The sequence below is a fragment of the candidate division KSB1 bacterium genome (genome assembly GCA_034506255.1).
Lineage (GTDB): Bacteria > Zhuqueibacterota > Zhuqueibacteria > Zhuqueibacterales > Zhuqueibacteraceae > Coneutiohabitans > Coneutiohabitans thermophilus.
Genome location: JAPDPX010000001.1, coordinates 567,947 through 593,896 on the forward strand (window position 1 = coordinate 567,947; position 25,950 = coordinate 593,896).

Genomic DNA, 25,950 nt, shown 5'->3' on the forward strand with positions numbered 1-25,950 from the left:
GGCACTTGGTGATGGACGAGCTGATCGAAAACTTTCAAAACCCATCGCCAATCGCATCAAAAGTGAATGGCCAAACCAGCAATGGCGTCGCCGACCGCCATGAGGTGGCCGAAGGCCTGCGCTACGCGCATTTTCTCGCCGACGCGAATACCGGCAAGCTTTTGGAAGTCGCCTCGTTCCTCTATGCGGCGATTGATCTGCTCAATCAAAAAGGCTTGCTCGATCTCGCCGAGCTGGATGGGCGCAAAAAGCAAGTTGCCGCCAATCTGGTGGAAAAATTCTCCGAGCGCGGCATGGGCATGGTGTATCAGAAACCGGAGTACGACAAATACAAGTTCGAGGGCGAAGTCCCAATCGGCTGCGAAAATCGGATTCACCTGTGCCACGCCGCCTGTTGCAAATTGCGTTTTGCGCTCTCGAAGCAGGATGTGGAAGAAGGCGTCGTGCGCTGGGATTTTTCCGCGCCGTATCTCATCGCCAGGGGCCCGGACGGTTGCTGTCAGCATTGGCACCGCGAGAAGAAATGTTGCACGATTCATCCTCATCGGCCAGTGCCCTGCCGGGCTTTTGATTGCCGGCAGGATAAACGGATATGGCTGGATTTTGAGAACAAGGTGGTGAATCCGCAAATTAATGAGCCGGATTGGCCATCGAATTTGGAGCAGAAAGGCTCGGCTTTGGCCGAGGAGAAAAATTAGCATGGTTGGGTTCTTTTCAACAAGAGCTGCGAAGGAAAAAAGCGTCAGGCAAACTCAGCGAAGCCTGCAGAATTCGAAGCGCCAGCCTGCCGACCATGGCTCAGAATCCGATGTTATGTTTTTGCAGCGAACTATTGGCAACCGGGCGTTTGGGCACATGCTTAATTTGAGCATGAGCCGTTTTTCAAGGATTCAAGCAAAACTCGCGATCAACCAGCCTGGAGATCGATATGAGCAAGAAGCGGATCGTGTGGCTGAACAGGTGATGCGCATGTCTGAGCCGCAGATGCAGCGCACGTGCCCCTGCAGTGGGGGCTGCCCCAAGCGTCAGACGGAGAAACTCGCTCAAGGGCATCAGCGCTTACTGACCAAGCACGCCAGGTCATCTGCTCTCGAGCTGAGTGCAGAACCGTCCCTCGCCCTCGATGTTTTGCGCTCACCCGGTCAGCCGCTCGACCCGGCCACGCGCGGGTTCATGGAAGCGCGCTTCGCACATGATTTTTCTCACGTGCGGGTGCATTCGGATACAGTCGCCGAGCAGTCTGCACGAGATATGAACGCTCGCGCCTATACCGTGGCTCAGCACATCGTTTTTAATACGGGCCAGTTTGCGCCGGGGACGTACGAGGGGCAACGGCTCCTTGCCCACGAATTGACACACGTGGTGCAGCAAAACAGCGGCGCAACTGTCGGGGTAGCTCGGCAGCGGATGGACCCTCGTCACGCCCGCGGCTACGCGGGTGAACAAGGCATGGGTTTCATACATTACCGGCGCGAGGAGGGCTGGATCCTCTTCGAGGGGCCGGGCGGATCGGCCGGCCATGGCGTGACCGAACGCGGTTTTGACGCCGTCGCCTACAACACACGCACCGGGGAGATCCACCTCGTCGACAACAAGTCCCTGGGCAGGCAGGGTAATGTTAGCAGCGCGACAGCTATTGATCCTACCCGGAACCTCCCCAAGAACCTGGACGGACTCATCCAGCGGGTCGAGGCGGCAAAGGACGTTCCTGGACGTATCCGTTTGCTTGGACGGCTACGGGCCCTCAAGGCTGCGCTCGCCGCTGGCAAGCCGTTGCCAAATGACGTCAAGCTCGTCGTGACGACCGTCGGTGGACGATCAACTGGTGTCACTAGGCGCTTGCAATCCGTCGGCGTTCAACACCTACCCGAGCCGAAGCCGAAGACTCCCCCTGTCGCCACCACACCAGTAAAGCCACCCGCCGCCACGACACCGCCGTCAACCCTCGTGCCGACCGTGAAGCCGCTTCCGACACCCGGTCCTGCACCTGTTGTCCAACCACCCCCGGTCGTGGCTCCACCTGTCCGCCCGTCGTCTACTTGGAAGGCGGGTCTGCAGGCCGGCGGTAAGGCGCTCGGTGTTGCACTGGTCTTTGCCGGGCTGGAGTACCTAGTGCGCAGGCGGCTGGAGAAGGATCTGGAGGCCGCGATAGACAAGGCCCGGCATGGCGCGATGCCCTGGGCTCAGCGGCTCAAGCGTGAAGATCCATTGAAGCCGGTCTACATGAGAGTGAAAATCGAGGCGAAAGACTACAGCCGGTATGTGCCGTTGCTCGGCTGGATGCCCGAAACGCCAGTACTCCACATGCTCCAGATTGCGATGGTTCGCGAGGTGATCGATCCGCCAATCGTTGAGGTGCAGGACAATCGGTTGGACATCTTGCATCCTGGTGTGACGACCACAGTAACGTATACAGAGCTCATGGTCCCCTGATGCTTCAGCCTGAACCGCGGCGTTACCAAGCACTCGACTAGACTGCTCAAACTGCCAGAGAGAATCATGACTGATGATGGCAAACAACAAGCCCTCTTGACAGCCTATCAGGAAGTCTGCCGCAGTTCTCATGCGATCGCCGATTTTCGCGCCAAGCAGTTGGGGCTTTTGCCGCTGGCCTTGGCAACGGGGATTTTCCTTTGATCTTGAACTTCAAGATTGAAATAAAGCAGAGCAAACAATAGAAAAATGACATTCCATGTTCCGCGATCTTGACGACACCTTGAAAAATATTCTCGATGACGCCGAGGCTCCGGATGATCTCGAGAGCGCCGAGGTGAGCTTTTTGCTGCCGGACAAAACCTTTTTGCCCGACAGGCCCACCCTCAATCTTTTTCTTTACAATGTGCATGAGAACCGCGTGCTGCGCGATCCGGTGCCGATTATTGAAAAGAGCGGAACGAGCTATGTCCGTCGTACACCGCCGCTGCGGGTTGACTGCTCCTATATGGTTACGGCCTGGGGGGATGGCAGTGGCGAGGAGAAAGCCAAGAGAGAGCATCGACTGCTCAGCCAGGCCCTGCAATGGCTCAGCCGCTTTCCGGTCATTCCCGATCGCTATCTCGTCGGCAGCTTGCAGAATCCGCCGTTTCCCCATCGCACCGAGGTGGCGCTGCCGAATGGCGAAAAGAGCATGGGCGAGTTTTGGACCGCACTGGGGCAACCGCCACGGCCTTCCTTTAATCTGCTGGTGACGATTGCGATGGACTCCGGCGTAAAAATCGCAGGCCCGCTGGTAACGACACATTCCACCGGCACTGATGCCGGCGCCGGTGTGATTGACGAGACCTGGATACAAATCGGCGGCCGCGTGCTCAATCCTACGGGCCAGGGTATTGCCAATGCGCTCGTGGACATCATCGATGCCGGATTGCGGACACCAACAGATGCCGAGGGACGCTACTCCTTTCCGCGCGTGCCGGTTGGCACCCGCACCATCCGTGTGGTGGCGGTCGGGTTTGCGCCCAAAACCCAGTCCGTGCCTGTGCCGGGCCGGCCGGAGGATTATGAGATCATTTTAACCCCGCTTTAATGAAAACATTTTAAGAAAGAGGGAATACCATGCCATTCAACCCGATCAACAAAGCGCCGGGCGTTTACCTCGAGGAAGTGCAAGTGCCCGGCCCGATTGCCGGAGTCGGGACCAGCACCGCCGCCTTCATCGGCCCAGCGGAAAAAGGTCCTCTCACTATACCCACGTTTCTGACAAATCTCACACAGTTCCAAAATGCCTTCGGCGGCTATATCACGGCGCCGATGGTGTATGTCACCCATGCGGTGCGCGGGTTCTTCGACAACGGTGGGACAAGCTGCTACTTCGTGCGCGTCGGCACGGCGGTGCGGGCGTCGCGCACGTTGAACGACCGCGGCACACCAACGGCACGCCCGGCACTTGTCGTTACGGCGAAGGAAGAAGGCGTTACCGGCAACGCGATCACGGTTGAAGTGCAGGATGCCAGTATCGTTGCCACGGTTGCCGTGGTAAGGGCGCAGGCCACCTTGTCTGCCGCGTCGAATAATCAAGCCACCGTTACCGCAGCAGGTGACGCCGCGAATTTCCGACCCGGTGACACCGTCTTCCTGGAACAAGGCGGAACCAATGAGCGGACAACAATTGCCAGTATCAGTGGCACGACGATCACATTTCAAGCGAACCTGAGTAACACCTACTCAGGCGGCACGATCCGCATCGCCAACCTCATCCCCGGGCAGACCCAAATCCGCATCGGCACCACTACCGGCATTGAGCCTGGCTCGTATGTTAGCATTGCGCAAGGCGCAACCACGGAAGCGCGCGTGGTGCAGTCGGTCGAGCGTGTGAACCATTTCATTACACTTGCTTCCGGTCTCACCAACACCTACACCATGGCCTCCACCGATGCAGCGGTGAATCTCCAGACATTGGAATTTACGCTCATCATTACTACACCGGGCCTGGGCGCCGAAAACTTTCCGAATCTTGCCATGGACCCGCGCCACAGCCGTTACTTTGCGAAAGTGGTGAATTCTGCCAGCGTGGAAGTGGCGCTTGTCGATCCGCCGAATCCGACCTTGCCACCGGATAATCGTCCCGCGGTGATCGCGGCCCCGGTGCTGACTGGCGGACAGGATGACGACCTTTCGCAAATTCAGCCGACACACTATAAGAGTGCGATTGATGCGCTGGAAAGGGTGGACGACGTCAACCTCCTTTGCGTTCCCGACCGCACCGATCAGGAGATTCAAGCCTATATGATCGCGCATTGTGAGAAAATGCAAGATCGCTTTGCGATTCTGGATCCACTGCCGAATGCCACCCCTTCAAATGGCCTTCTTACACAGCGCAACAACTTGAGCTCCGACAATGGCTATGCCGCGCTGTACTATCCGTGGATTTATATTGCCAATCCGGTTGCCTCCGGGCGTATCAAGGTGCCGCCTTCGGGCCATGTTGCCGGTGTCTACGCGCGCACCGACGGCACCCGCGGTGTTCATAAAGCACCGGCGAACGAGCCGATTCGCGGGGTGCTGGAATTGGAAAGAACACTCACCGACGAGGAGCAGGGCCCGGTGAATGAAAATGGCATCAACGTCCTGCGGTTTTTCCCGGGCAGCGGCTTTCGGGTGTGGGGCGCGCGCACGATTGCTCCCAGGGACCGCACGCAGTGGCGCTACGTCAACGTGCGTCGGCTCATGCTCTTCATCGAGGAATCCATTCAGGAAGGCACGCAATTCGCGGTGTTCGAGCCGAACGAGCTCGGGCTTTGGGAAAAGGTGAAACGGCAAGTCACGGATTTTCTCACTCGCGTCTGGCGTGACGGAGCCCTGTTTGGCGCCAGCCCGGAGGAAGCGTTCCGGGTGCGGGTCGATGAGGAATTGAACCCGCCGAGTGTGCGCGCTTTGGGGCAGCTTATTATCGAAGTCGTCGTCTTTCCCACCACGCCCGCTGAGTTCGTTGTGTTCCGGATTATTCAAGAACCGGGTGGACCGACCGTAGAAGAATAAACCAACGCAAGCAAGGAGAAGAATATGCCAACCGCTCAACGCGTCGATCCCTATCGCAATTTCAATTTTCTGGTCGAGATCGACGGCATTACGCAGGCGGGATTCATGGATTGCTCCGGCTTCGGAGCGAACACCGATCCCATCGAATATCGTGAAGGCAACGAGAACCCCGGGCAGGATCCCAAAACCATGCGCAAACTGCCGGGCATGACCAAATATAACAACATCATGCTCAAGTGGGGCCTGACCGATTCAAGGGAGTTGTACGACTGGTACCGCGACATCGGCAAAGGCAAGGTTGTGCGCAAGAACGGCAGCATCGTCGTGCTCGATCTCGAAGGCAACGAAGCGGTGCGCTGGAATTTTCGCAACGGCTGGCCGACGAAATGGGACGGCCCGGATTTCACCTCGAAGGGCAACGACGTGGCGGTCGAGACGCTGGAGATCGCGCATGAAGGGGTGGAAAGGGCGTAAGTTTCGTGGTAGCCCCTTCAGGGTCGGGCATGCAGCAAAAGAGGGTGCCGAAAGGCATTAGGAACTATCAAAACCGGAGAGTCAGTCTATGCCCACTGGACAACGCGCGGACCCCTTGCGCAATTTCAATTTTTACGTCGAGTTTGACGGCATCACCCAGGCCGGTTTCACGGATTGCTCCGGCTTTGGGGCGACCACCGAACCGGTTGAAGTCAATGAAGGCGGCGTGAATCACGCTTCGCACAAATTCGTGGGTCGCACCAAGCAAAACAATATTACGCTCAAATGGGGCCTGACGAATTCGCGCGACTTGTATGATTGGTATCGTGACGTGGTGAATGGAAGAATCCGGCGCAGGACCGGCAGCATTGTCGTGCTCGATCTCGAAGGCAACGAAACAGTGCGCTGGAATTTTCGCAACGGCTGGCCGACCAAGTGGGAAGGCCCGGCTTTCACTGCCAAGGGCAATGAAGTCGCCATTGAGACACTCGAGATTGCGCATGAGGGATTGGAAAGAGCGTAGAGAGGGAGAAGGGGGAAAGAGAGGGGAAAAGGGCGATTGGGGAAAGTCAATTCAACCGGCAACCAGCAACCAAAAACTAAAAACCATGATCCAAACCGAATTTGAATTCACCCTGCCGATCGGGTATCAGGATGGTGACGGCAGTTTGCATCGCGATGGTGTGATGCGCCTGGCCACCGCCGCGGATGAGATTTTGCCTCTGCGCGACGCGCGGGTGCAAAACAACCAGGCATATCTGATCATCATCTTGCTCTCGCGCGTCATCGTGCGGCTGGGCAGCATTGAAAATATCAACCCCAAAGTGATTGAGGGATTGTACGCGGCGGATTTGGCTTACTTGCAGGAGTTTTACAACCGCGTCAATCGCAACGGCAAGGCCAGCGTGGAAGCCGCCTGCCCCAAATGTGCGCATACGTTCGAGGTGGAGCTGAACGTCGCGGGGGGGTAGCCGGCTACCCCCTCGCGGCGCTGTACGAGGAGGTAGCCTTTGTGGCTTATCACTTTCATTGGCCGTACGAAGCAATACTCAATTTGGAGCACGCCGAACGACGGCGCTGGGTCGAGGAGATTTCGGTCATCAATCAACGCATGAACGAAAGCGCCAGGGCATGAAGGCAATGATTCGGGCAATCTCGCGTTGGCAGGGGTTGCCCGGGCGGGGCAATCCTTCGCAGCGGTGGACGCGCTGGACTCGGTCTTTGACCGAACGGCACGGACGAATTCCTTTGCGCCATGGGGCGCGGGCGATGATTTTGTTCCAACCGCTCGCGCGACTTTATCTCCACTGCCAGCGCTGGCAGAGCCACGCCTGGAAGCTCGCTCCACAAATCAACCTGGCGATTGCACCGATCCTGCGGCAGACGGTTTGGAAAGAGCGCCCCGTTCTCCCGCCGGCTTATGCCGGAGTGAATGCTCGACGTATCGCCTCGCCTTCTGTTCAGGCTCGCGGTCAGGCCGGTAATCGGGTGATCTTTCTTAACCCTCTTGGCTCCAGCTCTGGCCGAAGCACATTCAGCAACCGTGAGATCGGAGGAAGAGATGGAGCGCCTTGGCAACAGGTCTTTGGTCGCGCGGATAGAATCAATGGGGTATTACAGGTGAATCGTTCGAGTCTGCTCGTGGAAGAGAGCCTGCGGATTCTGCGCCGGGTTGTCCATGAAAGGCAAAGAGTGGAAGAGAGAATGCAAAGTTCTACGGTCGCGCGACAACTCGTTCAGCATCATCAAGACCGCCCTTCAGCGGCAGAGCGAACCGCAATGGAATCTCAGCCTCTCACCAAGGCCGGCACACGCACGTGGCCGCAGGCAGCTTCAGCGCCCGCAATCAACCTCGATCAGTTGACCGAACAAGTGATTCGCCAGCTTGACCATCGGCTGATTGCGTACCGGGAGCGCATGGGAAAACTGTTTTAACGTAGCGCAGGCATCTTGCCTGCCTGCAGGCTGGAAGCCGGCGCTACGGCATTAAAATGCTTCCAGCAGGACCATGGATAGTCGTCAACCGCCAACCGAGGCTTTACGTTTTGAGTGACCAAAACCAATATGAATGAGGAAACGGATGGGACTGGTCAAAGCAAGCATCAAGGTGGAGCACAACCCGAGAGTGGAATTCGTCGTCCTCTTCAATCCGGAGGAATACACCCTCAACCAGGATAATAACTTTGCTTCGCAAACGATTCCCGGGCTTTCATCGCCTTTGTTGCAATTTGTCAACGGCAACCTGCGCACGCTGGACATGGAGTTGTTCTTTGACACGTATGATAATGCCACCTTGCCCAAGCCGGACGTGCGGGACATCACCAACCGCTTCATCAAGCTGATGGAGATCGATCCGGAGCTGCATGCTCCGCCGGTGCTGAGATTTTCCTGGGCGTCTTTGCAATTTCGCTGTGTGTTGGCGAAGGCGACGCAGAAATTCATCCTGTTCTGGGACGATGGCCGGCCGGTGCGCGCCCGCTTGACTGTCACGTTCAATGAATATGTCGATCTTGAGCGCGAAGCCAAAAGAGTCAGCCGCCGCTCGGCCGATTTCAGCAAAGTGCACATTGTGACCCAGGGGGAAACCCTGAGCGGCATTGCCGGCAAGTTTTACGAAAATCCGCAAATGTGGCGCCCCCTTGCCATCGCGAATGGTATTTCCGATCCTCGCTTCCTCGCGGTGGGGCAGCCGCTGCGAATCCCGGCACTTCCGTTTATTGATCCGGAAAGCGGGGAGGTGATGCGCTGAGATGGCACGGTATCCGCACTATGCGCCGGAGTTCAACATTCGGATCGACGGCGCGAATCTTCCGGCGGCGCTGCGCGCTTCGGTGATGAGCGTGAGCTACACCGACGGCATCGAAGGCGCCGATCGCGTGGAGGTAACGTTTGCCAACCCGGACTTGCGCTGGCTGGATCATCCGCTCCTGCAGGCGGACAATTCGTTTTCGTTATCCATCGGCTATGCGCCGGATCCATTGGAGGAAGTTTTCGTCGGTGAGATTACCGGCGTTGAGCCCTCTTTTCCGAGCAACGGCATGCCGACGATCAAGATTGCTGCTCATGATTTTTTGCAGAGGCTGACCACCGCCACCAAAGATCGAGCTTTTATGCTGAGACTTCCTTGCATTGGCAATTTTCCACTCCCGGATCCTGCAGTGGCAGCGTTGGTCGCGGGCACGAATTTGTTGGTCCCAGTTCTCGACCCGGTGGGCTCAGCGTTATCCTTTTTGACGTTGTTGATTGCCTATGCCATCGATCCCCTCGAGGCCAAAAGGGCTGTTCGTTTGCAACAAGGCGAAAGTGATTTTGATTTTCTCAGCAAAATTGCCAAAGAGAATGGCTGGGAGATGTACATCGATCATACCTTGGAGCCCAGAGGGCACATGCTGCGATTTAAATTTATGCTGCCGGAGTACTCGCCCTTGGTGACGCTGAAGCGGGGCGGATCCCTGATGGACTTCACGCCACGGCTCAGCACCGTGGGGCAAGTGGCAGGAGTGTCGACGCGCGTTTGGCTGCCGAGCATCAAGTTGGAGCTGGTGATCGTCCTGTCGTGGAATTTTGATCGCGCGGCTTTTGAGCTCATGATCTTTCCCGGCCTCGGCAGCTTGCAGGAATTGCTTGGCGGACAAGCCCAGAGCATTCTTAAGATCGACGCGGGGGGGCCGGCGCTGGCTCCCCGAAAGATTCTCAGCGAGCTGCTGCCACGACTAAATAACCGGCTCACCGGCAGCGGCAGCACGATCGGCAATCCCAAAATCAAGGCGGGTGAAGTCATCAATCTCGAAGGCTTGGGCCACCAGTTCAGCGGTTTCTATCGAATCACCTCGGCCATCCATTCATTTGATGGCAGCGGTTACAAAACCAGTTTTGAGGTTCGCAAAGAAATCTGGTTTGGCTCCATTCCAGTGCCCAAAGGGATTTCCGGTTTGGTGCGGGTGCAGGGACAGACTTTGTCGTGATTGTTCATATCGCAAAGGGAGAAAATAAAGATGCCCATCACCTTGTTTGAAGCCGGCACCCGGCGGGAAGAAGAGCGCAGAAGACCGTCGGTTGTTTCCGGTGTCGTGATCAACAACTGTGATTTGCTGCGGCAGGGGAAAGTGTTGGTGCGCATTCCTTCCCTGGGTGAAGAAGTTTGGGCGCGCGTGGCCTCGTCGGGAGCCGGATCGAGTCGGGGCATCATGTATATCCCGCAGCCGGATGATGAAGTGGTGGTCAACTTTGTCAACGATGATCCCAACGATGCCCAAATCGTCGGCGGCAGTTGGAGTACCCGCGACAGCCCCCCGGTCGCCAGTCCGACGGATTTGCTGGTCAAGCGAAAGATCAAAACCGGCCTGGCCGGCGGCCTGGGGCACGAAGTCGAATTTGACGACGCGCTGCAAACCATCACCATTACCAGCAGCACGAAGCAGAAGATCGCCATCGCTCCGGAGAAAATTGAAATCTCAACTTTGGGTGGCGCGGCGAAGGTTACTTTGAATACGGCAGGCACAATTACCATTGAAGCGGCGCTGAGCCTCGAGCTGAAGGCGAAGGGGATGATCAAGCTGGAGGCGGCAAAAGTTGATATCAATGGCAAAGTGGCGACCAGCATTCAGGGCAAGATCGTGAAGATAAATTAGGAGAAGCATTATGCCAGCAGCAGCTCGAGTCGGCGATATGACCAGTCACGGAACGCCGTTGAGTCCTTCGGGGCCAGGGGGAAGCCCCAATGTACTGATTGGCGGGCAGCCTGCATGGAGGGCAACCGCAGACGTTCATGTGTGTCCCTTGTTCTCTGGCACGGTGCCGCATGTGGGCGGCGTTGTGGTCAAGGGCAGTACGAGCGTCTTCATCAACAATTTGCCTGCGGCCAGGCAGGGCGACACGATCACCGAGGGCGGGGGCGGGCCAAACAACATCGCCGCGGGTTTTCCAATGGTTATTATTGGAGGTTAGTCAAGATGAATGGTCTGCAACCAGATCCGGCGAAAGCCTTCCTCGGCGTCGGCTGGGCCTTTCCGCCAAAATTGGAGGCTGATGGAACCATTGCGGAGGCGGTTTACGAAGAAGACATCCGCCAGGCGATTCGCATCATTTTGGGAACCAATCCCGGCGAGCGCGTGATGCGCCCGGACTTCGGCGCCGGCCTGAACGCCTTCGTCTTCGAGCCGGTGAATACCACCACCATGGCGCTGATCAAAACCCGCGTGGCAGAGGCGCTGATCGACTGGGAGCCCCGCATCGACGTGGAAGAAGTGAAAGTGACCTCCGATGCGGCACAGCGTCACAAATTGCTCATCGATGTGCACTATCGCGTACGCGCCACCAATGTCCGTCATAATCTCGTTTACCCATTTTATCTTGAAGAGGGAGCAGCCGCGTGAAGCCGTCAATCCGACAACTGCTCGACTCCCGCGACGCTTTGCAGATTGTGAAAGAAATCCTGGCGCGACGGCCGGGCTACCTGCCAGAGTGGGAACCACCGGAGAAAGGAGCCGACGTTGCGCTGCTGTGGATTTTTGCCCGCTATCTGGAGGCCATCCTTCAGCGCTTGAACCAGGCGCCGGGAAAAAACAAGCTGGCGTTTTTGGATGGGGTGGGAATTGACCTCATTCCCGCTCAGGCCGCGCGCGCGCCGATGGTTTTTCAGTTGTCAGCGCAGGCAAGTGATGGCCGGGTTCCGGCGGGAACACGACTGGTCTCTCCGCCACCACTGGAAAGTACCCAGCAAATTATTTTCGAGACCGAGCGGGCGGCGGGATTGGCAGCGGCGCGGATAACTGAAGTCATCAGTCTGTGGCCGGGGAGAGATCAGTATATCAACCACAGTGCGGATTTTTTGGCAGGCAAATCCTTTCAGCCGTTCAAGAAATTGCGATTGCAAGACACGCCTCATATCATCTACCTTGCGCACAATGTTCTCCTGGCGCTGGCCGGAAAAGTGAATCTCGACGTGGAGTTCGAGCTGACCCAACTCAGCACCGAGCCTCTCGATATTCTTTGGGAATACTGGGACGGCCAGATCTGGCGCGGATTCAAAGCCATGCATCCGACCTGCATGGAGGTCAGGCAGCAAAAACTGGATGGCACCAACGGCTTGACCCGCAGCGGCCGCTTCCGTCTGGAAACCGATTGCGCCGAGACCGCTAAAACTGCGGTGAATGGCATTGAAGCTTTTTGGATTCGCGGACGGTTGACGGAACCCCTGCCGCCGGATCCGGTCAAAGTCCTCCCCGAGGTGGAAGCTGTACGATTGAGCAATGTCATCGATCAGTCGCTCAAAGCTTCCTTGACACCTTTGGTTCAATATGTCGCGTCATCTAGTGGTGCTGCGAGACAAATATCGGGTGTCGTGATCAATGAAGCCGGGCAGCCACTAGCGGGCGTTGAGGTAAGGCTAACCAGTCCCGATGACCCTAATTTCACGCAAGTCACTGCCACGACCAATCAAAACGGAAATTATACGTTTCCTAATGTTGCACCCGGAAAGACATACGAGATCGAAATTCCATTTTCCAACCTGCTCGCGTCTGTCAGGCAGCAATTTGTTGATAATGGTCTAGACCTCGAGCTCAATCTCACCTTGAACATCCTTGGCCTCAGCCCGGACAAAGCTTTTGCCGATGCGGAGGCGCTGGATGTATCGAAACCGTTCCATCCCTTGGGTTTGCAGCCTCAGCCGGGTTCAACGTTCTATTTCCATAACGAGGAAATTTTCAACAAGCCAGGGGCGAGGGTGCGAATCGCTATCATTCCCACCAGGACACCGCAAGATGATCAGGCGATAACCGGAGCAACGCTTCTTGCCCACACGGTCTCCTGGGAATATTGGAACGGGCGCGAATGGCTCGCGCTATTGATTTATTCCAATAATCCGAGCGTTCCAACTCAGAAGTCGCCTTTGGATTTCAGCAAAACGGATGTGATCGAGCTGCAGATTCCGCCGGATCTGGAGAAAACCACGGTCAACGATGAAGAAGCCCGGTGGATGCGGGTCCGGCTGGTGAGTGGGGGTTTTGGATTTAAGCAGACCTTAACCTTCAACAGCAACACCTTCACTTATGTCATCAGCCAGCCACCGGCGTTAGTTGTCTTTCCTCTCGGCTACACCTGGCAATACGGCCCATTTCATCCGGAGCAGGTTTTGACCTACAATGATTTTCAATACGAAGATCGTACCGCAGAAGCGAGTTTGCCGGGAAGAACGTTTCAACCGTTCAAACCGGTGAGCGATGTCACTCCAGCCCTCTACCTGGGTTTCGACAAAAAATTGCCGGTCGATCGTCTCAATCTCTTTTTTGACATTCTTGAACAACGCGAAGAGTCGCAGGGCCCGGCGCTGTTGTGGGAATATTGGAACGGCAGCTCATGGCGCAATTTGCCGGTCGAGGATGAAACCCGTTACTTGCGCATTCCGGGCATGGTCTCCTTCATTGCCGCTGAAGACAGCCAGCCCCTGGCCCGTTTCAACGCGTCCTTGCATTGGCTGCGCGCCCGGCTCAAAGAGGATGGGCCGCCCGGCGAGCCGATGGTGAATAACATTTTTCCCAATGCGGTTTGGGCAGCGCAGCGGCAAACCATCACCGACGAACCTCTGGGCGCCAGCAACGGACAGCCCAATCAGGTTTTTGCTTTTCGCCAGATTCCGATTTTGGAGGGAGAACGCATCGAGGTGCGTGAGCTGGCGGGCGCGCGCGCCAATGTCGAATGGCGAATGGTGGCCATGGAGCTTTTCGGCGGCAATGCCCGCATCGTTCAAGAGCTGGAAGACCGCCTGGGCAGCGAAGGAGCACAGACCGATATCGAAAAAGGTGATTTGCGCTTGCGGCGCGACCGCAACAAGAAGGTCACTGAAGTTTGGGTGCGCTGGGAAAGCCGGCGCCATCTTTTTCTCTCCGGCCCCGATGATCGCCACTACGTTTTGGAACGCGCCCGCGGCCGGCTGCTCTTCGGCGATGGCGGGCGGGGAAAGATTCCACCGTTGGGAGCAGCGATTTTGGCGAAACAGTATCGCTCCGGGGGCGGGCTTGCCGGCAACGTGGCAGCCAGGAGCATCACCCAAATGCAGGGCGCCATCGGCGGACTTGAGACGGTTTTCAATCCCTCGCCTGCCGAAGGAGGCGCCGATGCGGAAACCCTGGAACGGTTCAGCCACCGCGGGCCGCAGACGTTGCGCCATCGCGGACGTGCACTTTCAGCGCGTGATTACGAAACCATGGCCAAAGAAGCTTCTCCCGCGGTGGCCGTGGCTCGTGCGATTCCGACAACCGATGCCAACGGCCGCAAACGGCCGGGTTGGGTGACGGTGTTGATTATTCCCCAAAGCCGGGAGCCACGGCCCCAGCCCTCTTTTGGTTTGCGGGAGCAGGTGCGAAAGTTCATCGCAGCGCACGCGGCGGCGGATTTGGCTGCGGCCAACCGGATTTATATCACCGGGCCGGAGTATTTTCCGATCGACGTTCAAGTCACCATCATCCCGCTTGCTCCTGCTGAAGCCGGTGCGGTGGAAGACCGGGCCCGCGCCGCCTTGGAAAATTTTCTCCATCCCTTGCACGGCGGTCCCGAAGGCAATGGCTGGGAACTGGGCCGGGATGTTTTTCTCTCGGACGTCGCCGCGGTTTTGGAACGGGTGGAGGGCGTTGACTTTGTGAAGGAATTGACCCTCTTGTGGAACGGAGCGCCGCAAGGGGAAAGCCTCAAAGTGCCGGAAGATCGCATCGTGGTCGCCGGCGAGATCAGAATCAAGTTAACATGATCCAAAACTACGGTAGGTCATTGCGCAGCAAAAGTTGGAAAAAATTGTGAGTTTTTATGTCCAACGGATAAACGCTGCCAACGGATTTAAAGGCAAAACGATTTGGGGCAAAATCATTAAATAAGGTATGAGTTCAGCCATCTGAACCGGAGTGTAATGCTTTAGCATCAAATCCGATGCTGTCCCGTTTGTGGGACTCAAGTTTTCAGCTTGCCTGAAAATCTTGTTTAGACCCTTGTGAGATAGAGATGCCTTTACCACTGCCAAATCTCGATGATCGTCGCTGGATTGATCTGGTCGAAGAAGGCCGGGCCTTGATCCCGCTTTATGCGCCGGAATGGACCGATCACAATATCCACGATCCGGGAATCACGTTGATCGAGCTTCTCGCCTGGATCGCAGAGATGGATATCTACCAGCTCAACCGCATTCCGGAAGCGCACCGGCGCAAGTTCCTGGCGCTCATTGGCCGCCGGCCCGAACCGCCACGCCCGGCGCACTCGGTGCTGCGTTTTGCCTAGCCGGACACGAACACCACTCTGCACTTGCCAGCCGGCCTCATGTTTGCAGGAAATGACGCTTTCGGACAGCGGACTCTTTTCCGAAATTTGGCCGCACTTGACGTTATATCAAATCAATTGCTTGCCATTCAGGTCGCGGACGAAAAGGGATTTCGTGATCTGTCTTCTCGTTTGCAGCTTGGAGAGCCAATTGAGATTTTCGGTGACAACCCCAGGCCCGGCGCCACGCTGTATTTGGGTTTTTGCCGCTCGTTGCCGCCGGGAGTGCCGGTAAGCCTGTTTTTCACGTTTTCTCATTCCCGCTCCGGGATCGAAGAACGCCAGCGGCTGATCGCGGAAATCAGAGCGCGCAAAAAGGCCTGTGCTCCACCAAGATTGCCTGATAAATGTCAGCCGCCATTGCCCCTTTCTCTTAAAGAGCAAACTGAAGAAACGCCGCCACATCATTCGGTTTATACGGTCTGGGAATTCTTCAATGAACAGGAAGAATGGCAGCGTTTGGATCCGACAGCCGGTGAGGTCGAAGATGACACGCGGGCGTTTACATTGAATGGCCGCGTGCTCGTCAAGATTCCGGTTGCAATGGGGAAGAAATCCAAATCCGATTTTTATTACCTGCGTTGTCGTTTTGTGGCTGGCGCTTACGAGGCGCCGCCAATCATGCAAAATATCACATTGAATGGCGTTGAAGTCGAGCAGGCCACTCCTGTCGGCGTAGTGAAATGGACGATTGCCAGGGCAGTTGCGGCAGAAGGACTGGAACCGGCGCCCGGGGAGAGCGTGGGCTTGCTTTTACAATTCAACGCGCAAGGAGAAATCTCTCAGCTCGCCTTCGTGAGGGATAATGAAACGTTGCCCACCTTCATGGTGCTGGAATACAAAAAGGCATCCGTCACACAAACCGGAGAACTGAGCATCGCGGCAGAATTGCTCGGCTACGGCGCCGGAACGCCGCAGCAACAATTCACTTTATCTGAGAAGCCCGTGCAGGAATCCGGCTTCGGCTTGTTCACTCTCGAGCAGGAGGGATGGCGCATCTGGACTCTTCGCCCTGACTTCGATGCCTCGAGCCGCAGCGATCCGCACTTCCTTCTTGATGCGACCCAAGGGCTGGTGACCTTCGGTGATGGCGAAAAGGGACGGGTGTTGCCAAAAGACGTTCCCGTTTTCGTCACGTATCGCGCCACGCGGGCAGAAGCTGGAAATCTTCCAAAGAAAACGATTGTCAAATTGGTTGATTCAGTCCATAATCGCGCCTTATTGAAGAATGATTTTGACCGGGCGAAAAGAGAACTCGTCGTCACCAATCCGCTTGCGGCTGCGGGCGGCGCTGCCGCCGAGACCGTCACACAGGCGGCAGGTCGCGCCCTGGAATGGCTGCAAAAGCCGCAGCGGGCCGTAACGTTGGCGGATTATGAAACCTTGGCCAAAGAAACGCCCGGGGTGCAATTGGCGCGCGTTTCGGCTCGCCCGAATATTCATCCCAATTTTCCGTGTTGCAAGGCGCCGGGCATAATCACGCTCATCGTTTTGCCCTATCTGCCGCGTGCGCGGCCGATGCCCAGCCGGGAGCTTCGGCAGACCGTGGCAGCTTATCTCAACCGGCGCCGGGTGATCGGAACGCGCGTGGAGGTGGTCGGGCCACAGTATCTGAAAATTGCCGTGCGTGCACAGGTCCGGGCCTGTGTGGGAATAAACATATCCGAGCTCCGGCAAAAGATCATCGCCGCGCTGAATCTTTTTTTTCATCCGCTCGAGGGCGGCCCCGATGGTAACGGTTGGCCTTTTGGCCGGGAGGTCTATCGTTCGGAAGTGTTGCAGGTGATTGACGAAACCGAAGGCGTGGATCATGTGCTTTCGTTGGAGCTGATTGCCGCAGACGGCGAGCCGCAATGCGGCAATATTTGCCTGGGCCCATTCGGCTTGGTGGAGGCCGGCCAGCATCAAATCGAAGTGGTGGGCAGCTTCCGCGGAAGTATTGGCCCCCGCCGGAGATCGTGCAACGATTGGTTGTAACTGGAGCAAATCAATGTCTGATCTTTGTGCAACGGAATTGCAACGGGTGCGCTATTGGCAAGGCCAGACGCTGCGCAGCCGTGACCTCAACGACCAGCTTGCCATCGAAGCGCAACGACGCTGGTGGCACAACCGCGCCGTGCACAACGCCTTTGGCCTGAGCTTGGGGCTGCAAACATCCTCCGTGCTCGACGCCAATAATGTAATGACCGCCGTTCGTGTCACCTGCGGGGTGGCTTATGACTGCTTCGGAAGGGAATTGATTCTGCGGAGCACGCAGGAAGTTCCGGTTCCGGCCATGCCGCCGGAAGATGAAAACGCCATGACCCTGCTCATCCGATATAAAGATGCCGCGCAATTTCCCAAGAGAAATGAAATCGCCAGTGCCTGGATCGGGCCTGAATTTTCGTCATTGCAAGCGCAAGCGGAATTGGTGTGGAAGCCCTCGCATGCCGTGGAGGTCCGGGACGGCGTTCCCTTGGCGCGCGTGAATTATTCTGGCAAACTCCCTTCCCTCGATCCCGAATTTACCCCGGCGCTTTCCAAACCGCTCGCCCGACCTTGTATCGCCCGTGGCGCCACCATTCCCGGAAATACGCCGTGGAAACTATGGAGCATTCAAGATAGAACCGGGCAGCCAATCAAGCTGGGGTTTGAGGCCGAGATCGATACCTCTGCGGCCGGCTTTACACAAGTACCCTGTTACTTTGCCTGGCTGCAAGGGCCACTGTGGGATCAGATTCGCGGAGAGTTCTTTCCAGCTCCTTTTGCGCATATCGATGCGGCCTCCATCAAGGGTTTCACTTTTCGTCTTTGGATGCCACATCTCGATATCCCGAGTTTAACGAGAAGAAAGACGACGAAGGAAAATTTTGACACCGAGTTTTTGGCCTTTGCGCAGCGGCAAAAACTCTTTGTCTGCTGGCTGGGGATTCAGCCGGAATTCATACATGATGAAAAAGTTTGCAAATAGGTGACGCCATGGAAATTCCTGGACAGACCCGTTTTCTCGAGCGGCTGCAATTCTTCAACGGCCAGCGGTTCTTTGCCTCGGACTTGCAGGGAGTGGAAGCTTTCAACCGGGAGATGCGCTGGCTGCACAATCAAAGCCTGCATCAGCCGGGCATCGGCAGCGGCTTTGCGGTCATCGGCAAGAAAGGCGCTCGTGAAGTCACGATCATGCCGGGTTATGTTATCGATGCACTCGGCCGGGAGATCGTACTGACCGAGAGCTGGGTTCAACAAATTCCGCCGGTGGCCGGTGAGGACGATGGCGCGCCGGTCTTTTTTGCTCTCACCGTCTCCTATCCTGCCGACTCGGATTTGGAAGAGGCCGAGACACGGGAGGGAATTTGCCTGCCGCGGGGTGTGGTTCGTTTGCGCGAACAGCCCATTTTTTGCTGGGTGAAGTTGGATGGCAACGGCCAGCCCGTGGATGTGAGACTCAAACAAGACGTTCTCACCGGCATGAAGATCGTGCTGGCGCGAGCCGAAGTGCTGAATTGCCAGTTGAACAAGGACCTTTCCGTTGTGCAGCGCCGCAGCGCCCGGCCGGCCAAGCAGCCGTACATTGCATGTGGCGTGGTTGATCCCACGGCCTGGAAACTTAGTGATAATTGGGCAGGCTCCCTTGTCCAGCCAACCATCATTCCGCGCGACTTGAGTGCAAAGATTGAAACCGATGCCGCAGGCTTTGTCACCACCCCTTGCTATTCGGCACATATCTTGGGGCCGAGGAAAAAACGAGTGACCGTGCCGGCGGGCGAATTTGGGACCTCATCTGTCGTTGAAATTGTGATCGATGGCCTCGTCAATATTGTTGACCCGCAGCCCAAAAGTTTTGTCGTCAATGTCCTGCTCTTGGCACAATCCCTGGCGAAGGATGAATCAAAAGTAGATATCAATCAGGCGCTTTTTTCCGATTGGCACATTGTCTGGATGGGCATCGAGGGCTAAAATGAACGGAAATGACAAAAACAATTTCTTCTATCTGAATCGCGACAACCGCTGGCCCGGCTTTCACCTCAACAACGTGGAAATCAACCCGCAGGGCGAGCTGCAACTGCGCGCCGTACCCCGAGCCATTCGCGTTCTGCCTGAAAACCTTGCGAGCTTGCTGCCGCCGGATCTACCAGCAGGCATCGCCGCTGCTGCTGATGGAACCATTTTTCTCAGTGACTCGGAGAACCATCAAATCTGGCGGGTGGATCCCTGTGATGAAAAAGGGATACCACAAGTCGTTCGTTGTCTGGGCAGCGAGGGATTTCTGCCGACACAATTCCGCGCGCCGCGAGGTTTGTTCATCCACCAAAAGCGCCACGCCTTGATGGTGGCGGATACCGGCAACCATCGCGTACAAATTTTCGATCTTTCTTCGTTGCAGATGCTCGACATTTGGGGCGATCGCGGCGACACCGGCGAGCCGCAGCCGGGCCTTTGCGATGAACCCATCGCCCTGGCCGGTGATGTGAAAGGCAATATCTACGTGCTCAGCCGCAAAGGAAAACTGCTGCAAAAATTCAATCGCTTCGGACAGGTGGAAGCAGAATTTTGGACAGCCGTGGAGAGCAGCGGGAGGCTTACGAATCCCGTGGCGCTTGCCGTCGCAAAAAGCGGACATGCCGAGACGGTTTTTGTTCTCGACCATAAACTTGCGCCGGTCGAAGAGGCTCAGGTGCTCGAGTTCGATATTTCAGGAGCCTTCATTCATGCAGTGACTTTGCAAAATGCGGAGAGGCCGCTGGCAATGGTAGTCACTGCCTCCGCGATCTATCTCGGAGACAACGGCCGTCTGGGGGTCGTGCAATATGATCTTGATGGCTCGGAGGTTGGCGCGGCCGTGGGATTTCATGGCCCGGTGGCAGCGTTGACAGCAGATCATCGCGGGAATCTTCTTGTGCATACCGGCGAGGCCCGGCATCCGGTGTGGCTTGCCGGTGAGGCGGGATATCTAACCGCCGGCGATTTTTGGAGCGGACCTCTGGAGGTTGGCCAATACGAGGTCGTCTGGCATCGACTCCAGACGTGGGCCGCGCCTCTGCCGGCAGAATCGCATATTCAGTTTTACCTCATGACCGAAAAATCCGAGCCCGGAGAAGATCCGGCCACACTTTTCACCCCGCAGCACGAACGGCCGATTGATGTACTCGATCTGCTCATTCAAGAGCCCAAGGCCCGCCATCTCTACCTGGGCGCGCGCCTGAGCGGCGACGGCACCGGCTCGCCGCGCCTGTCGCAGATGCAAGTGAGTTACGATCACGAGACCTACTTGCACCATCTGCCGGCGATCTATCAGAACGACGAGGCCGGGCGGGCTTTCTTGAGCGCGGCGCTGTCTCTGTTCGAGAGCTTCTTTGAGGAGGGAGAAAGGAAAATCCGGGAGCTGCCGGCGCTTTTCGATCCGTATGCAGCGCCGCGGGGATTTCTTCCCTGGCTGGCCGGCTGGCTGGCGCTGGAAATCGATGAGAACTGGTCCGAGGCGCTTGCCCGGCGCACGATCGCCGAGGCCTTCGCGGCTTGTGGCTGGCGCGGCACGGCCAGGGGGCTGCGCCAAAGTCTGGAGAGTTTTGCCGGCATTCGAACTCATATTCTCGAGCCGATCCTCCATCTGCACGTTTGGTCGCTCGGCGAAACTTCCACGTTGGGATTTGATACCATGCTGGCCTCGGCGCATGCCCAAGGCGCGGTCGTGGGAACAACGGCAACGTTGGATCAATCGCATCTGATCACCAACGAAGAATTTGGCGCGCCCCTGTTTGAATCGGTCGCCCACCAGTTTGCCGTGCACGTTTACCGTGGCGAAGTCAACACGGCGGAAAAGGAGGAAAAGGTTCGCAGTCTCATCGGCCGGGAAAAGCCGGCGCACAGCGACTATCATCTGTGCGTCATTGAACCGCGCATGCGAGTTGGCTTGCAATCCCGCGTCGGCATCGATACTGTTGTCGCCGGTCCGCCGGAAGTCTTGCGGCTGAACGAAGAGTTGCGCAAGAGAAGTTCACTGAGCGGCATTCCGGCCGGCCGCATTGGCGAGCGCAGCCAAATTGGCGTGAGCACACGAGTGTATTGACGATTACTCAACCTGGTTTTGAAAATATTTTGAACTGAAGGAGAATCATTTATGGCTCACCATGATGACAATGGCCAGCTCATGGGGGCGTTGCATACCCCCGTACGCAACCATTATTTTTACGGCAAGCTGCTCGACGCGCGCCACTTCACAATGGAGCAGAAGTATTTCAATGGCAAGCGCGCGCTGCTCAATCGCCTGATCACCGGCTACGGCGTGATCTGTGGGTTGGATCTGGTTCTGACCGACGAGCGCGATCACATTATCGTGCAGCCCGGCGTCGCGATTGATAAATGGGGGCGCGAGATCGTGGTGCCCCGGCCTTCGCATCCCATTCCTTGTGAACGACTGCCCGGCGCACCGCAGGGCGAGGAGGAATGGATCCATCTCTGTCTGGCTTATCACGAATGCGACAGCGACCCAACGCCGGTGCTCGCGGCCGAATGTGATGAGACCGGACCCTGCGCCCCGGATACCATTCGCGAACGTTACGAGCTGCTCGCGCGACCCGGACGGGTGCCGGAACCGCCCCACGAATGTTCCCTGCACGATCTCATCGCGGCCCACCGCATTCGATTCACTTCGTTGGCAAATTGGATCACCCGGCAATGCGATCCTCCCCCGCCGGAGTCCTGCATTCCGTTGGGCGACATTTTTATTCCGCCCGATGGCATTTGTCATTCCGAAGATGTGCATGCTGAACATCGCCCGATCGTTTATTCAAACGATTTGCTGTACGAGCTGATTCTGGGATTGGCGGAAGAACTGCTTCAAGGCCGGCGCGGGAAGTGATGATTGGCCCATGACCGCGAAGATTTTGCAGCGCAGGCATCCTGCCTGCATTGGTTTGCAGACAAGATGTCTGCGTTACGCAATACGCTTTACGTCTCAAGCATAACGCCTTATTTCAAGGATGACGAAAATGAGAGACCAAATAAAAGACATGCTGTGTGACACTCCGGCTGTGGAGCGTCCGCGTTACTTCCCCCGGCAGTTGATCACGCCCGAAGACATGATTATGGAGCAGGACTATTTTCGCAACCGCATGCGGATGCACAATCGCCTGCTGCATGGCTGGGGCGTGGTCTGCGGCGCGCTGGTCGGGCCGGTGCCAACGACAAACGGCAACGGTGGCATCGAGCCCTGGAAAGTGCGGGTTTGTCCGGGGTACGTGCTGGGGCCATACGGCGATGAGATCATCATTGCGTGCGAGCATGAGTTCGATCTGCGGCAAAGCGGCGTAACCGGCACAGCGGCTGATCCTTGCGGCATGAGCCGCGATCCCTGGTGCAGCGAAGTCTGGATGGAGCGGGATCCCGGCGCGAAATATTACGTCGCCGTCAAGTACAAAGAAATGGCAGTGCGGCCGCTGCGCGTGCAGCCGGTGGGCTGTGGCTGCGACGAAAGCCGCTGTGAATTTTTGCGCTGGCGGGATGGCTACGAGATCCGCGTGCTGACTGAAACCGAATACGCGCAGATCAGGGCGGCGAGCGAGACACCGCCGGCTTGGAATGAGCTTTTTATGGCTCCCCACACTCACAATCCGGCCTGCCGGCCCTGCCCATCGCAGCCGTGGGTGGTGCTGGCGTGCATTGAGTTGGATGAGAACGGCCGGCCCGCATTGATTGATAATTGTACGCCGCGGCGATTGGTTGCAGCGCTCGGCGGTTTTCATTGGCAATGTGCCGGAGGCGTCAGCATAACGAGCGTCACGCCCGCGCCGATCAGTCAAGGCCAAACGAATGTCACCTTGACTTTTAAAGGGGAGGGGTTTCAAGAGGGCCTGAGGGTCATGCTGGGCAAGGGCATTTCTGTAATCAAGAATTCCTTTGCCCGTGCCACTGACTGGCCGAATGGATTCAGCCTCCGCGTGAATGTGGCGACAGAGGCCGCGCCGGGGGAGCGCGATGTGATCGTGATCAATCCAGACTGTTCGTTTGCCCGAGCAGAGAAAATTCTCACCGTTGCGGAGGTGAGCAGAACTGCTGCAGCGGTTGCGAGGGAAGAGAGCAGCCAGCCGCCGCGATTGCGAGAAGCGTCGGAGGAAGAAGGTAGAGAAGCCGAAGCCAGACCCAGGCGAAAAAGAAGTCCGGAGGCGTGAAACGAAACGGGTAAATCACAGTGCAGCTTCCAGGCTGCCACCGAAGGCAAGCTGGCAGCTTGTGCTACAAAATCCCGGTGAGCAGGATTGTTTTTTCAAATGCCCTCTCTCCAACGCCCCCTGTGGACGTGAAACAGTGCAATTTTTGAAAACCCAAAGGCCGCGCCCAAGCGCTTGAACAAAACTGCGCGCCGCTGTTTTTTATCAGGAGTTGAAATTTCATGGCACGCCAGCACGCAAGTCAAACGAAGGCATCGGAGGCCAGGGAGCGCACGAGCGCTTTTCCCCTGCGCCAGCCGCAATCGCCGGCTTATGACTCGGGTCCGTCGCAGTTGCAACTTCATTCGATGATTGGCAACCGAGCCATGGGTCGCATTCTTCAAGCCAGGCTCCAAGTCAATGAGCCGGGGGACGAGTACGAACAGGAAGCAGACCGGGTCGCAGAGCAGGTGATGCGCATGCCGGAGCCGCTGGTTTCGAGAGAGGGAGAGTGGGGGAGAGGGAGACAGCGGGAAAAGGCGTCTGTGATGGTGCAACGAAAGTGTGCGGAATGCGCCAGCGGGAAGGGTCTCTGTCCCAAATGTGCCGAAGAAGAAAAGACGGTGCAGAGAAAACCACTGGCCTCGTGGATTACGCCCCTTATTCAGCGGCAGATGGCAGTAAAGCTGGAAGGGGATGATGAAGAAGAAACCATCCAGGCGAAGGAGACCTCTGGCAGAACGCCGGCGATATCCCCATCTGTTGAAAGATACATCAATGCACTCCACGGCGGTGGTCAGCCCTTGTCGCCATCTCTGCGTGCATTTTTTGAACCACGTTTTGGATATGATTTCAGCCAGGTACGGGTGCATACGGATGCACGCGCGGCGGAATCAGCGCGGACAGTAAACGCGCTAGCCTACACAGTCGGACGCGACATGGTGTTTGGGGCGGGGCAATATGCGCCAGAAACCCAAACCGGGAAGCAATTGCTGGCGCATGAGCTGACCCACGTCGTTCAGCAAGACGGCCAAATGGCAACGCTGCACCGCAAGGGAATTGACATCCAGAAAACCGGCAGGCCGATGGTGCAACGTGGGTTCTTCGGCAGTCTTTGGGAGGGAATCAAGAAAGGCGGCAAAGCCATTGGCGAAGGCGCGAAAGCTGTAGGCGGTGCAATTTGGGAGGGCGCAAAAGCCGTGGGCCAATGGGGCGGGAATGTGCTCAAGGCCGGCGGCGCTTGGGTGTGGGATCTTTTCACGAAAGCGCCGCTGCGACTTTGGCGGATCATCGAACATCTCGGCAGCGGAGCGGTGGGCATCGTCAAATGGCTGTGGCACGGCATCAAAACCGTGCGCGGGATCAAGAGTTTCGCGCAGTGGATTTGGAACGGCTTTCTCTCCGGCGCCGCTTGGCTCGGCAGGCTGATCACCAAACTGCTGGATGTGATCGGCATCGGTGAGATCATGGATTTGCTTTGGCAGATCATCAAGTTCAACACGCGCACGCTGTCTTCCACCGAAATCGCCGAGGCAAAGAAAGTCTTCGGCAGCAGTATCAGTTACTGGCAGGTGCGCATTGATGAGTATTCGTTGATCGCATGGCTCGGCTCCTTGTTCAGTGGCGGCGGCGGCATGGGAGTCACGACTTTCCACACCATCAATTTCAACCAGAAGATCAAAACTGCGCCCGGCAACAGCGACATGGCCTGGCTGATTCATGAGCTGACTCACGTCTCGCAATACGAACACGTCGGCAGCCAGTACATGGGTGAAGCGCTGCATGCGCAAGCCACCGGCGGCTACGGCTATGGCGGCGAGGCCGGCCTGCTGGCGGCTTTCGCAGCAGGCAAGCATTTGCGCGACTTCAATCGCGAGCAGCAAGGCGATATTGCGCGCGATTTCTATCTCGCGCTCACCTCCGGCCGGCCCACGACCGCATACGATCCGTTCATTGTGGAACTGCGCGCCGGCAAGCTCTGACAAGGAAACGCTATGACAAAACGCATTCGAATACCGGCATCAGGCAGAATTCTGCTGGTGGCGGTTCTGCTGCCATTGTTGGGACTAAGCTGCGACAAGAACTACTATCCCATTGTCGGGCCCTTGCGCTTGCCGCTGGCTATGCCGCCCACCCACGTGTTGAAAATTGCCGGCGTGGAGTCGGTGTTCCCGATTTTGCAGCAACTCGATCTCTCCCGGCCGGCAGACGAGCCGTCGGCGGCGATCATCTTTTTTGTGACCCAGGAAATGCCCAGCGCCGAACAATTGAGACAACTCCGGCCTCTGCCGCTGGATTCGTTGCGTGCGCTGGGATTCCGTGTGAGTCCAATTGGTGAAGTAGAAGGCTATGGCCGTTTTGCCGGATATGCACAATGGGCCGCAGAAAAAAAAGAGACGGTTTGCACGGTGCCTGACATTCCGGTTTTCGCGGAGGGGTGGCTGCTCTATGCCGCCGCCAGCCCGTTGCCGGAGTGGGTTGAGGTCGCGTTGCATTTCAGCCGTCTCAATTTGCCGGAACCGCCGGCCGTGACCGTGTTGCGGCTGCAGTAATAGGCTCGCTACGAAAG

25 protein-coding genes are annotated in these 25,950 nt (G+C 57.1%); 24 read left to right on the top strand and 1 reads right to left on the bottom strand.

What is annotated here, in order from left to right:
• Positions 1-56: 56 nt before the first annotated feature.
• A complete protein-coding gene (locus tag ONB52_02370; protein ID MDZ7414986.1) occupies positions 57-701 on the bottom strand; it encodes a hypothetical protein in 645 nt (214 codons plus the stop codon).
• On the opposite strand from ONB52_02370, the gene ONB52_02375 reads away from it, so the two are divergent.
• The 24 genes from ONB52_02375 (at position 700) to ONB52_02490 (ending at position 25,933) form a co-directional block, all read left to right on the top strand.
• A complete protein-coding gene (locus tag ONB52_02375) occupies positions 700-2,433 on the top strand; it encodes a DUF4157 domain-containing protein (protein MDZ7414987.1) in 1,734 nt (577 codons plus the stop codon). The two genes, ONB52_02370 and ONB52_02375, sit on opposite strands and share 2 nt — an antisense overlap.
• A gap of 66 nt (positions 2,434-2,499) precedes the next feature.
• Positions 2,500-2,637 (top strand): hypothetical protein, encoded by a 138-nt coding sequence (locus ONB52_02380; GenBank protein ID MDZ7414988.1) that lies wholly within the window; start codon positions 2,500-2,502, stop codon positions 2,635-2,637.
• A 55-nt stretch (positions 2,638-2,692) separates the two neighbouring features.
• The gene (locus tag ONB52_02385) at positions 2,693-3,526 is read left to right on the top strand and encodes a Pvc16 family protein (protein MDZ7414989.1); all 834 of its coding nucleotides are present in this window, start codon (positions 2,693-2,695) and stop codon (positions 3,524-3,526) included.
• A gap of 29 nt (positions 3,527-3,555) precedes the next feature.
• Positions 3,556-5,478 (top strand): phage tail sheath subtilisin-like domain-containing protein, encoded by a 1,923-nt coding sequence (locus tag ONB52_02390; GenBank protein ID MDZ7414990.1) that lies wholly within the window; start codon positions 3,556-3,558, stop codon positions 5,476-5,478.
• A 24-nt stretch (positions 5,479-5,502) separates the two neighbouring features.
• Positions 5,503-5,952: a phage tail protein gene (locus ONB52_02395; GenBank protein ID MDZ7414991.1), complete on the top strand. Its 450-nt coding sequence runs from the start codon at positions 5,503-5,505 to the stop codon at positions 5,950-5,952.
• 88 nt (positions 5,953-6,040) lie between these two features.
• Positions 6,041-6,475, top strand: coding sequence for a phage tail protein (locus tag ONB52_02400; protein ID MDZ7414992.1), 435 nt, complete (start codon positions 6,041-6,043; stop codon positions 6,473-6,475).
• 85 nt (positions 6,476-6,560) lie between these two features.
• Entirely contained in the window at positions 6,561-6,923 is a 363-nt protein-coding gene (locus ONB52_02405) for a phage tail assembly protein (protein ID MDZ7414993.1), read from the top strand.
• Positions 6,878-7,087, top strand: coding sequence for a hypothetical protein (locus tag ONB52_02410; GenBank protein ID MDZ7414994.1), 210 nt, complete (start codon positions 6,878-6,880; stop codon positions 7,085-7,087). The genes ONB52_02405 and ONB52_02410 overlap by 46 nt, the downstream gene beginning before the upstream one ends.
• Positions 7,088-7,221: 134 nt before the next feature.
• Positions 7,222-7,887 (top strand): hypothetical protein, encoded by a 666-nt coding sequence (locus tag ONB52_02415; GenBank protein ID MDZ7414995.1) that lies wholly within the window; start codon positions 7,222-7,224, stop codon positions 7,885-7,887.
• A gap of 145 nt (positions 7,888-8,032) precedes the next feature.
• Complete coding sequence (locus ONB52_02420; GenBank protein MDZ7414996.1) at positions 8,033-8,701, top strand: LysM peptidoglycan-binding domain-containing protein; 669 nt, start codon at positions 8,033-8,035, stop codon at positions 8,699-8,701.
• Between the two features lie 85 nt (positions 8,702-8,786).
• Positions 8,787-9,917 carry a hypothetical protein gene (locus tag ONB52_02425; GenBank protein MDZ7414997.1) on the top strand — a complete coding sequence of 377 codons (1,131 nt, stop codon included), beginning with the start codon at positions 8,787-8,789 and terminating at the stop codon, positions 9,915-9,917.
• A gap of 30 nt (positions 9,918-9,947) precedes the next feature.
• Positions 9,948-10,583, top strand: coding sequence for a phage baseplate assembly protein V (locus ONB52_02430; protein ID MDZ7414998.1), 636 nt, complete (start codon positions 9,948-9,950; stop codon positions 10,581-10,583).
• Positions 10,584-10,593: 10 nt separating this feature from the next.
• Positions 10,594-10,899 (top strand): PAAR domain-containing protein, encoded by a 306-nt coding sequence (locus ONB52_02435; GenBank protein MDZ7414999.1) that lies wholly within the window; start codon positions 10,594-10,596, stop codon positions 10,897-10,899.
• A 5-nt stretch (positions 10,900-10,904) separates the two neighbouring features.
• Positions 10,905-11,327: a GPW/gp25 family protein gene (locus tag ONB52_02440; GenBank protein MDZ7415000.1), complete on the top strand. Its 423-nt coding sequence runs from the start codon at positions 10,905-10,907 to the stop codon at positions 11,325-11,327.
• The gene (locus tag ONB52_02445) at positions 11,324-14,698 is read left to right on the top strand and encodes a putative baseplate assembly protein (protein MDZ7415001.1); all 3,375 of its coding nucleotides are present in this window, start codon (positions 11,324-11,326) and stop codon (positions 14,696-14,698) included. Before ONB52_02440 ends, ONB52_02445 begins: the two co-directional genes overlap by 4 nt.
• Before the next feature lie 248 nt (positions 14,699-14,946).
• Positions 14,947-15,219 (top strand): hypothetical protein, encoded by a 273-nt coding sequence (locus ONB52_02450; GenBank protein ID MDZ7415002.1) that lies wholly within the window; start codon positions 14,947-14,949, stop codon positions 15,217-15,219.
• 39 nt (positions 15,220-15,258) lie between these two features.
• Positions 15,259-17,235 carry a putative baseplate assembly protein gene (locus tag ONB52_02455; protein MDZ7415003.1) on the top strand — a complete coding sequence of 659 codons (1,977 nt, stop codon included), beginning with the start codon at positions 15,259-15,261 and terminating at the stop codon, positions 17,233-17,235.
• 13 nt (positions 17,236-17,248) lie between these two features.
• Positions 17,249-18,208 carry a hypothetical protein gene (locus ONB52_02460; GenBank protein MDZ7415004.1) on the top strand — a complete coding sequence of 320 codons (960 nt, stop codon included), beginning with the start codon at positions 17,249-17,251 and terminating at the stop codon, positions 18,206-18,208.
• A 92-nt stretch (positions 18,209-18,300) separates the two neighbouring features.
• Entirely contained in the window at positions 18,301-19,191 is an 891-nt protein-coding gene (locus ONB52_02465; protein ID MDZ7415005.1) for a hypothetical protein, read from the top strand.
• 1 nt (position 19,192) lies between these two features.
• Positions 19,193-21,301 carry a phage tail protein I gene (locus ONB52_02470; GenBank protein MDZ7415006.1) on the top strand — a complete coding sequence of 703 codons (2,109 nt, stop codon included), beginning with the start codon at positions 19,193-19,195 and terminating at the stop codon, positions 21,299-21,301.
• Between the two features lie 51 nt (positions 21,302-21,352).
• Entirely contained in the window at positions 21,353-22,093 is a 741-nt protein-coding gene (locus tag ONB52_02475) for a hypothetical protein (GenBank protein MDZ7415007.1), read from the top strand.
• A gap of 130 nt (positions 22,094-22,223) precedes the next feature.
• Positions 22,224-23,402 carry a hypothetical protein gene (locus tag ONB52_02480; protein MDZ7415008.1) on the top strand — a complete coding sequence of 393 codons (1,179 nt, stop codon included), beginning with the start codon at positions 22,224-22,226 and terminating at the stop codon, positions 23,400-23,402.
• A 1,013-nt stretch (positions 23,403-24,415) separates the two neighbouring features.
• Positions 24,416-25,363 (top strand): hypothetical protein, encoded by a 948-nt coding sequence (locus tag ONB52_02485; protein ID MDZ7415009.1) that lies wholly within the window; start codon positions 24,416-24,418, stop codon positions 25,361-25,363.
• 12 nt (positions 25,364-25,375) lie between these two features.
• Positions 25,376-25,933 carry a hypothetical protein gene (locus ONB52_02490; GenBank protein ID MDZ7415010.1) on the top strand — a complete coding sequence of 186 codons (558 nt, stop codon included), beginning with the start codon at positions 25,376-25,378 and terminating at the stop codon, positions 25,931-25,933.
• Positions 25,934-25,950: the final 17 nt, after the last annotated feature.

Coding starts and splice junctions, on each gene's coding strand:
- ONB52_02405 (MDZ7414993.1), top strand. CDS start 6,561: ATGATCCAAACCGAATTTGAATTCACCCTGCCGATCGGGTATCAGGAT.
- ONB52_02460 (MDZ7415004.1), top strand. CDS start 17,249: ATGTCTGATCTTTGTGCAACGGAATTGCAACGGGTGCGCTATTGGCAA.
- ONB52_02440 (MDZ7415000.1), top strand. CDS start 10,905: ATGAATGGTCTGCAACCAGATCCGGCGAAAGCCTTCCTCGGCGTCGGC.
- ONB52_02455 (MDZ7415003.1), top strand. CDS start 15,259: ATGTTTGCAGGAAATGACGCTTTCGGACAGCGGACTCTTTTCCGAAAT.
- ONB52_02410 (MDZ7414994.1), top strand. CDS start 6,878: ATGTGCGCATACGTTCGAGGTGGAGCTGAACGTCGCGGGGGGGTAGCC.
- ONB52_02430 (MDZ7414998.1), top strand. CDS start 9,948: ATGCCCATCACCTTGTTTGAAGCCGGCACCCGGCGGGAAGAAGAGCGC.
- ONB52_02490 (MDZ7415010.1), top strand. CDS start 25,376: ATGACAAAACGCATTCGAATACCGGCATCAGGCAGAATTCTGCTGGTG.
- ONB52_02480 (MDZ7415008.1), top strand. CDS start 22,224: ATGAGAGACCAAATAAAAGACATGCTGTGTGACACTCCGGCTGTGGAG.
- ONB52_02425 (MDZ7414997.1), top strand. CDS start 8,787: ATGAGCGTGAGCTACACCGACGGCATCGAAGGCGCCGATCGCGTGGAG.
- ONB52_02435 (MDZ7414999.1), top strand. CDS start 10,594: ATGCCAGCAGCAGCTCGAGTCGGCGATATGACCAGTCACGGAACGCCG.
- ONB52_02385 (MDZ7414989.1), top strand. CDS start 2,693: ATGTTCCGCGATCTTGACGACACCTTGAAAAATATTCTCGATGACGCC.
- ONB52_02390 (MDZ7414990.1), top strand. CDS start 3,556: ATGCCATTCAACCCGATCAACAAAGCGCCGGGCGTTTACCTCGAGGAA.
- ONB52_02415 (MDZ7414995.1), top strand. CDS start 7,222: ATGATTTTGTTCCAACCGCTCGCGCGACTTTATCTCCACTGCCAGCGC.
- ONB52_02395 (MDZ7414991.1), top strand. CDS start 5,503: ATGCCAACCGCTCAACGCGTCGATCCCTATCGCAATTTCAATTTTCTG.
- ONB52_02450 (MDZ7415002.1), top strand. CDS start 14,947: ATGCCTTTACCACTGCCAAATCTCGATGATCGTCGCTGGATTGATCTG.
- ONB52_02420 (MDZ7414996.1), top strand. CDS start 8,033: ATGGGACTGGTCAAAGCAAGCATCAAGGTGGAGCACAACCCGAGAGTG.
- ONB52_02400 (MDZ7414992.1), top strand. CDS start 6,041: ATGCCCACTGGACAACGCGCGGACCCCTTGCGCAATTTCAATTTTTAC.
- ONB52_02370 (MDZ7414986.1), bottom strand. CDS start 701: ATGCTAATTTTTCTCCTCGGCCAAAGCCGAGCCTTTCTGCTCCAAATT.
- ONB52_02380 (MDZ7414988.1), top strand. CDS start 2,500: ATGACTGATGATGGCAAACAACAAGCCCTCTTGACAGCCTATCAGGAA.
- ONB52_02470 (MDZ7415006.1), top strand. CDS start 19,193: ATGAACGGAAATGACAAAAACAATTTCTTCTATCTGAATCGCGACAAC.
- ONB52_02475 (MDZ7415007.1), top strand. CDS start 21,353: ATGGCTCACCATGATGACAATGGCCAGCTCATGGGGGCGTTGCATACC.
- ONB52_02485 (MDZ7415009.1), top strand. CDS start 24,416: ATGGCAACGCTGCACCGCAAGGGAATTGACATCCAGAAAACCGGCAGG.
- ONB52_02375 (MDZ7414987.1), top strand. CDS start 700: ATGGTTGGGTTCTTTTCAACAAGAGCTGCGAAGGAAAAAAGCGTCAGG.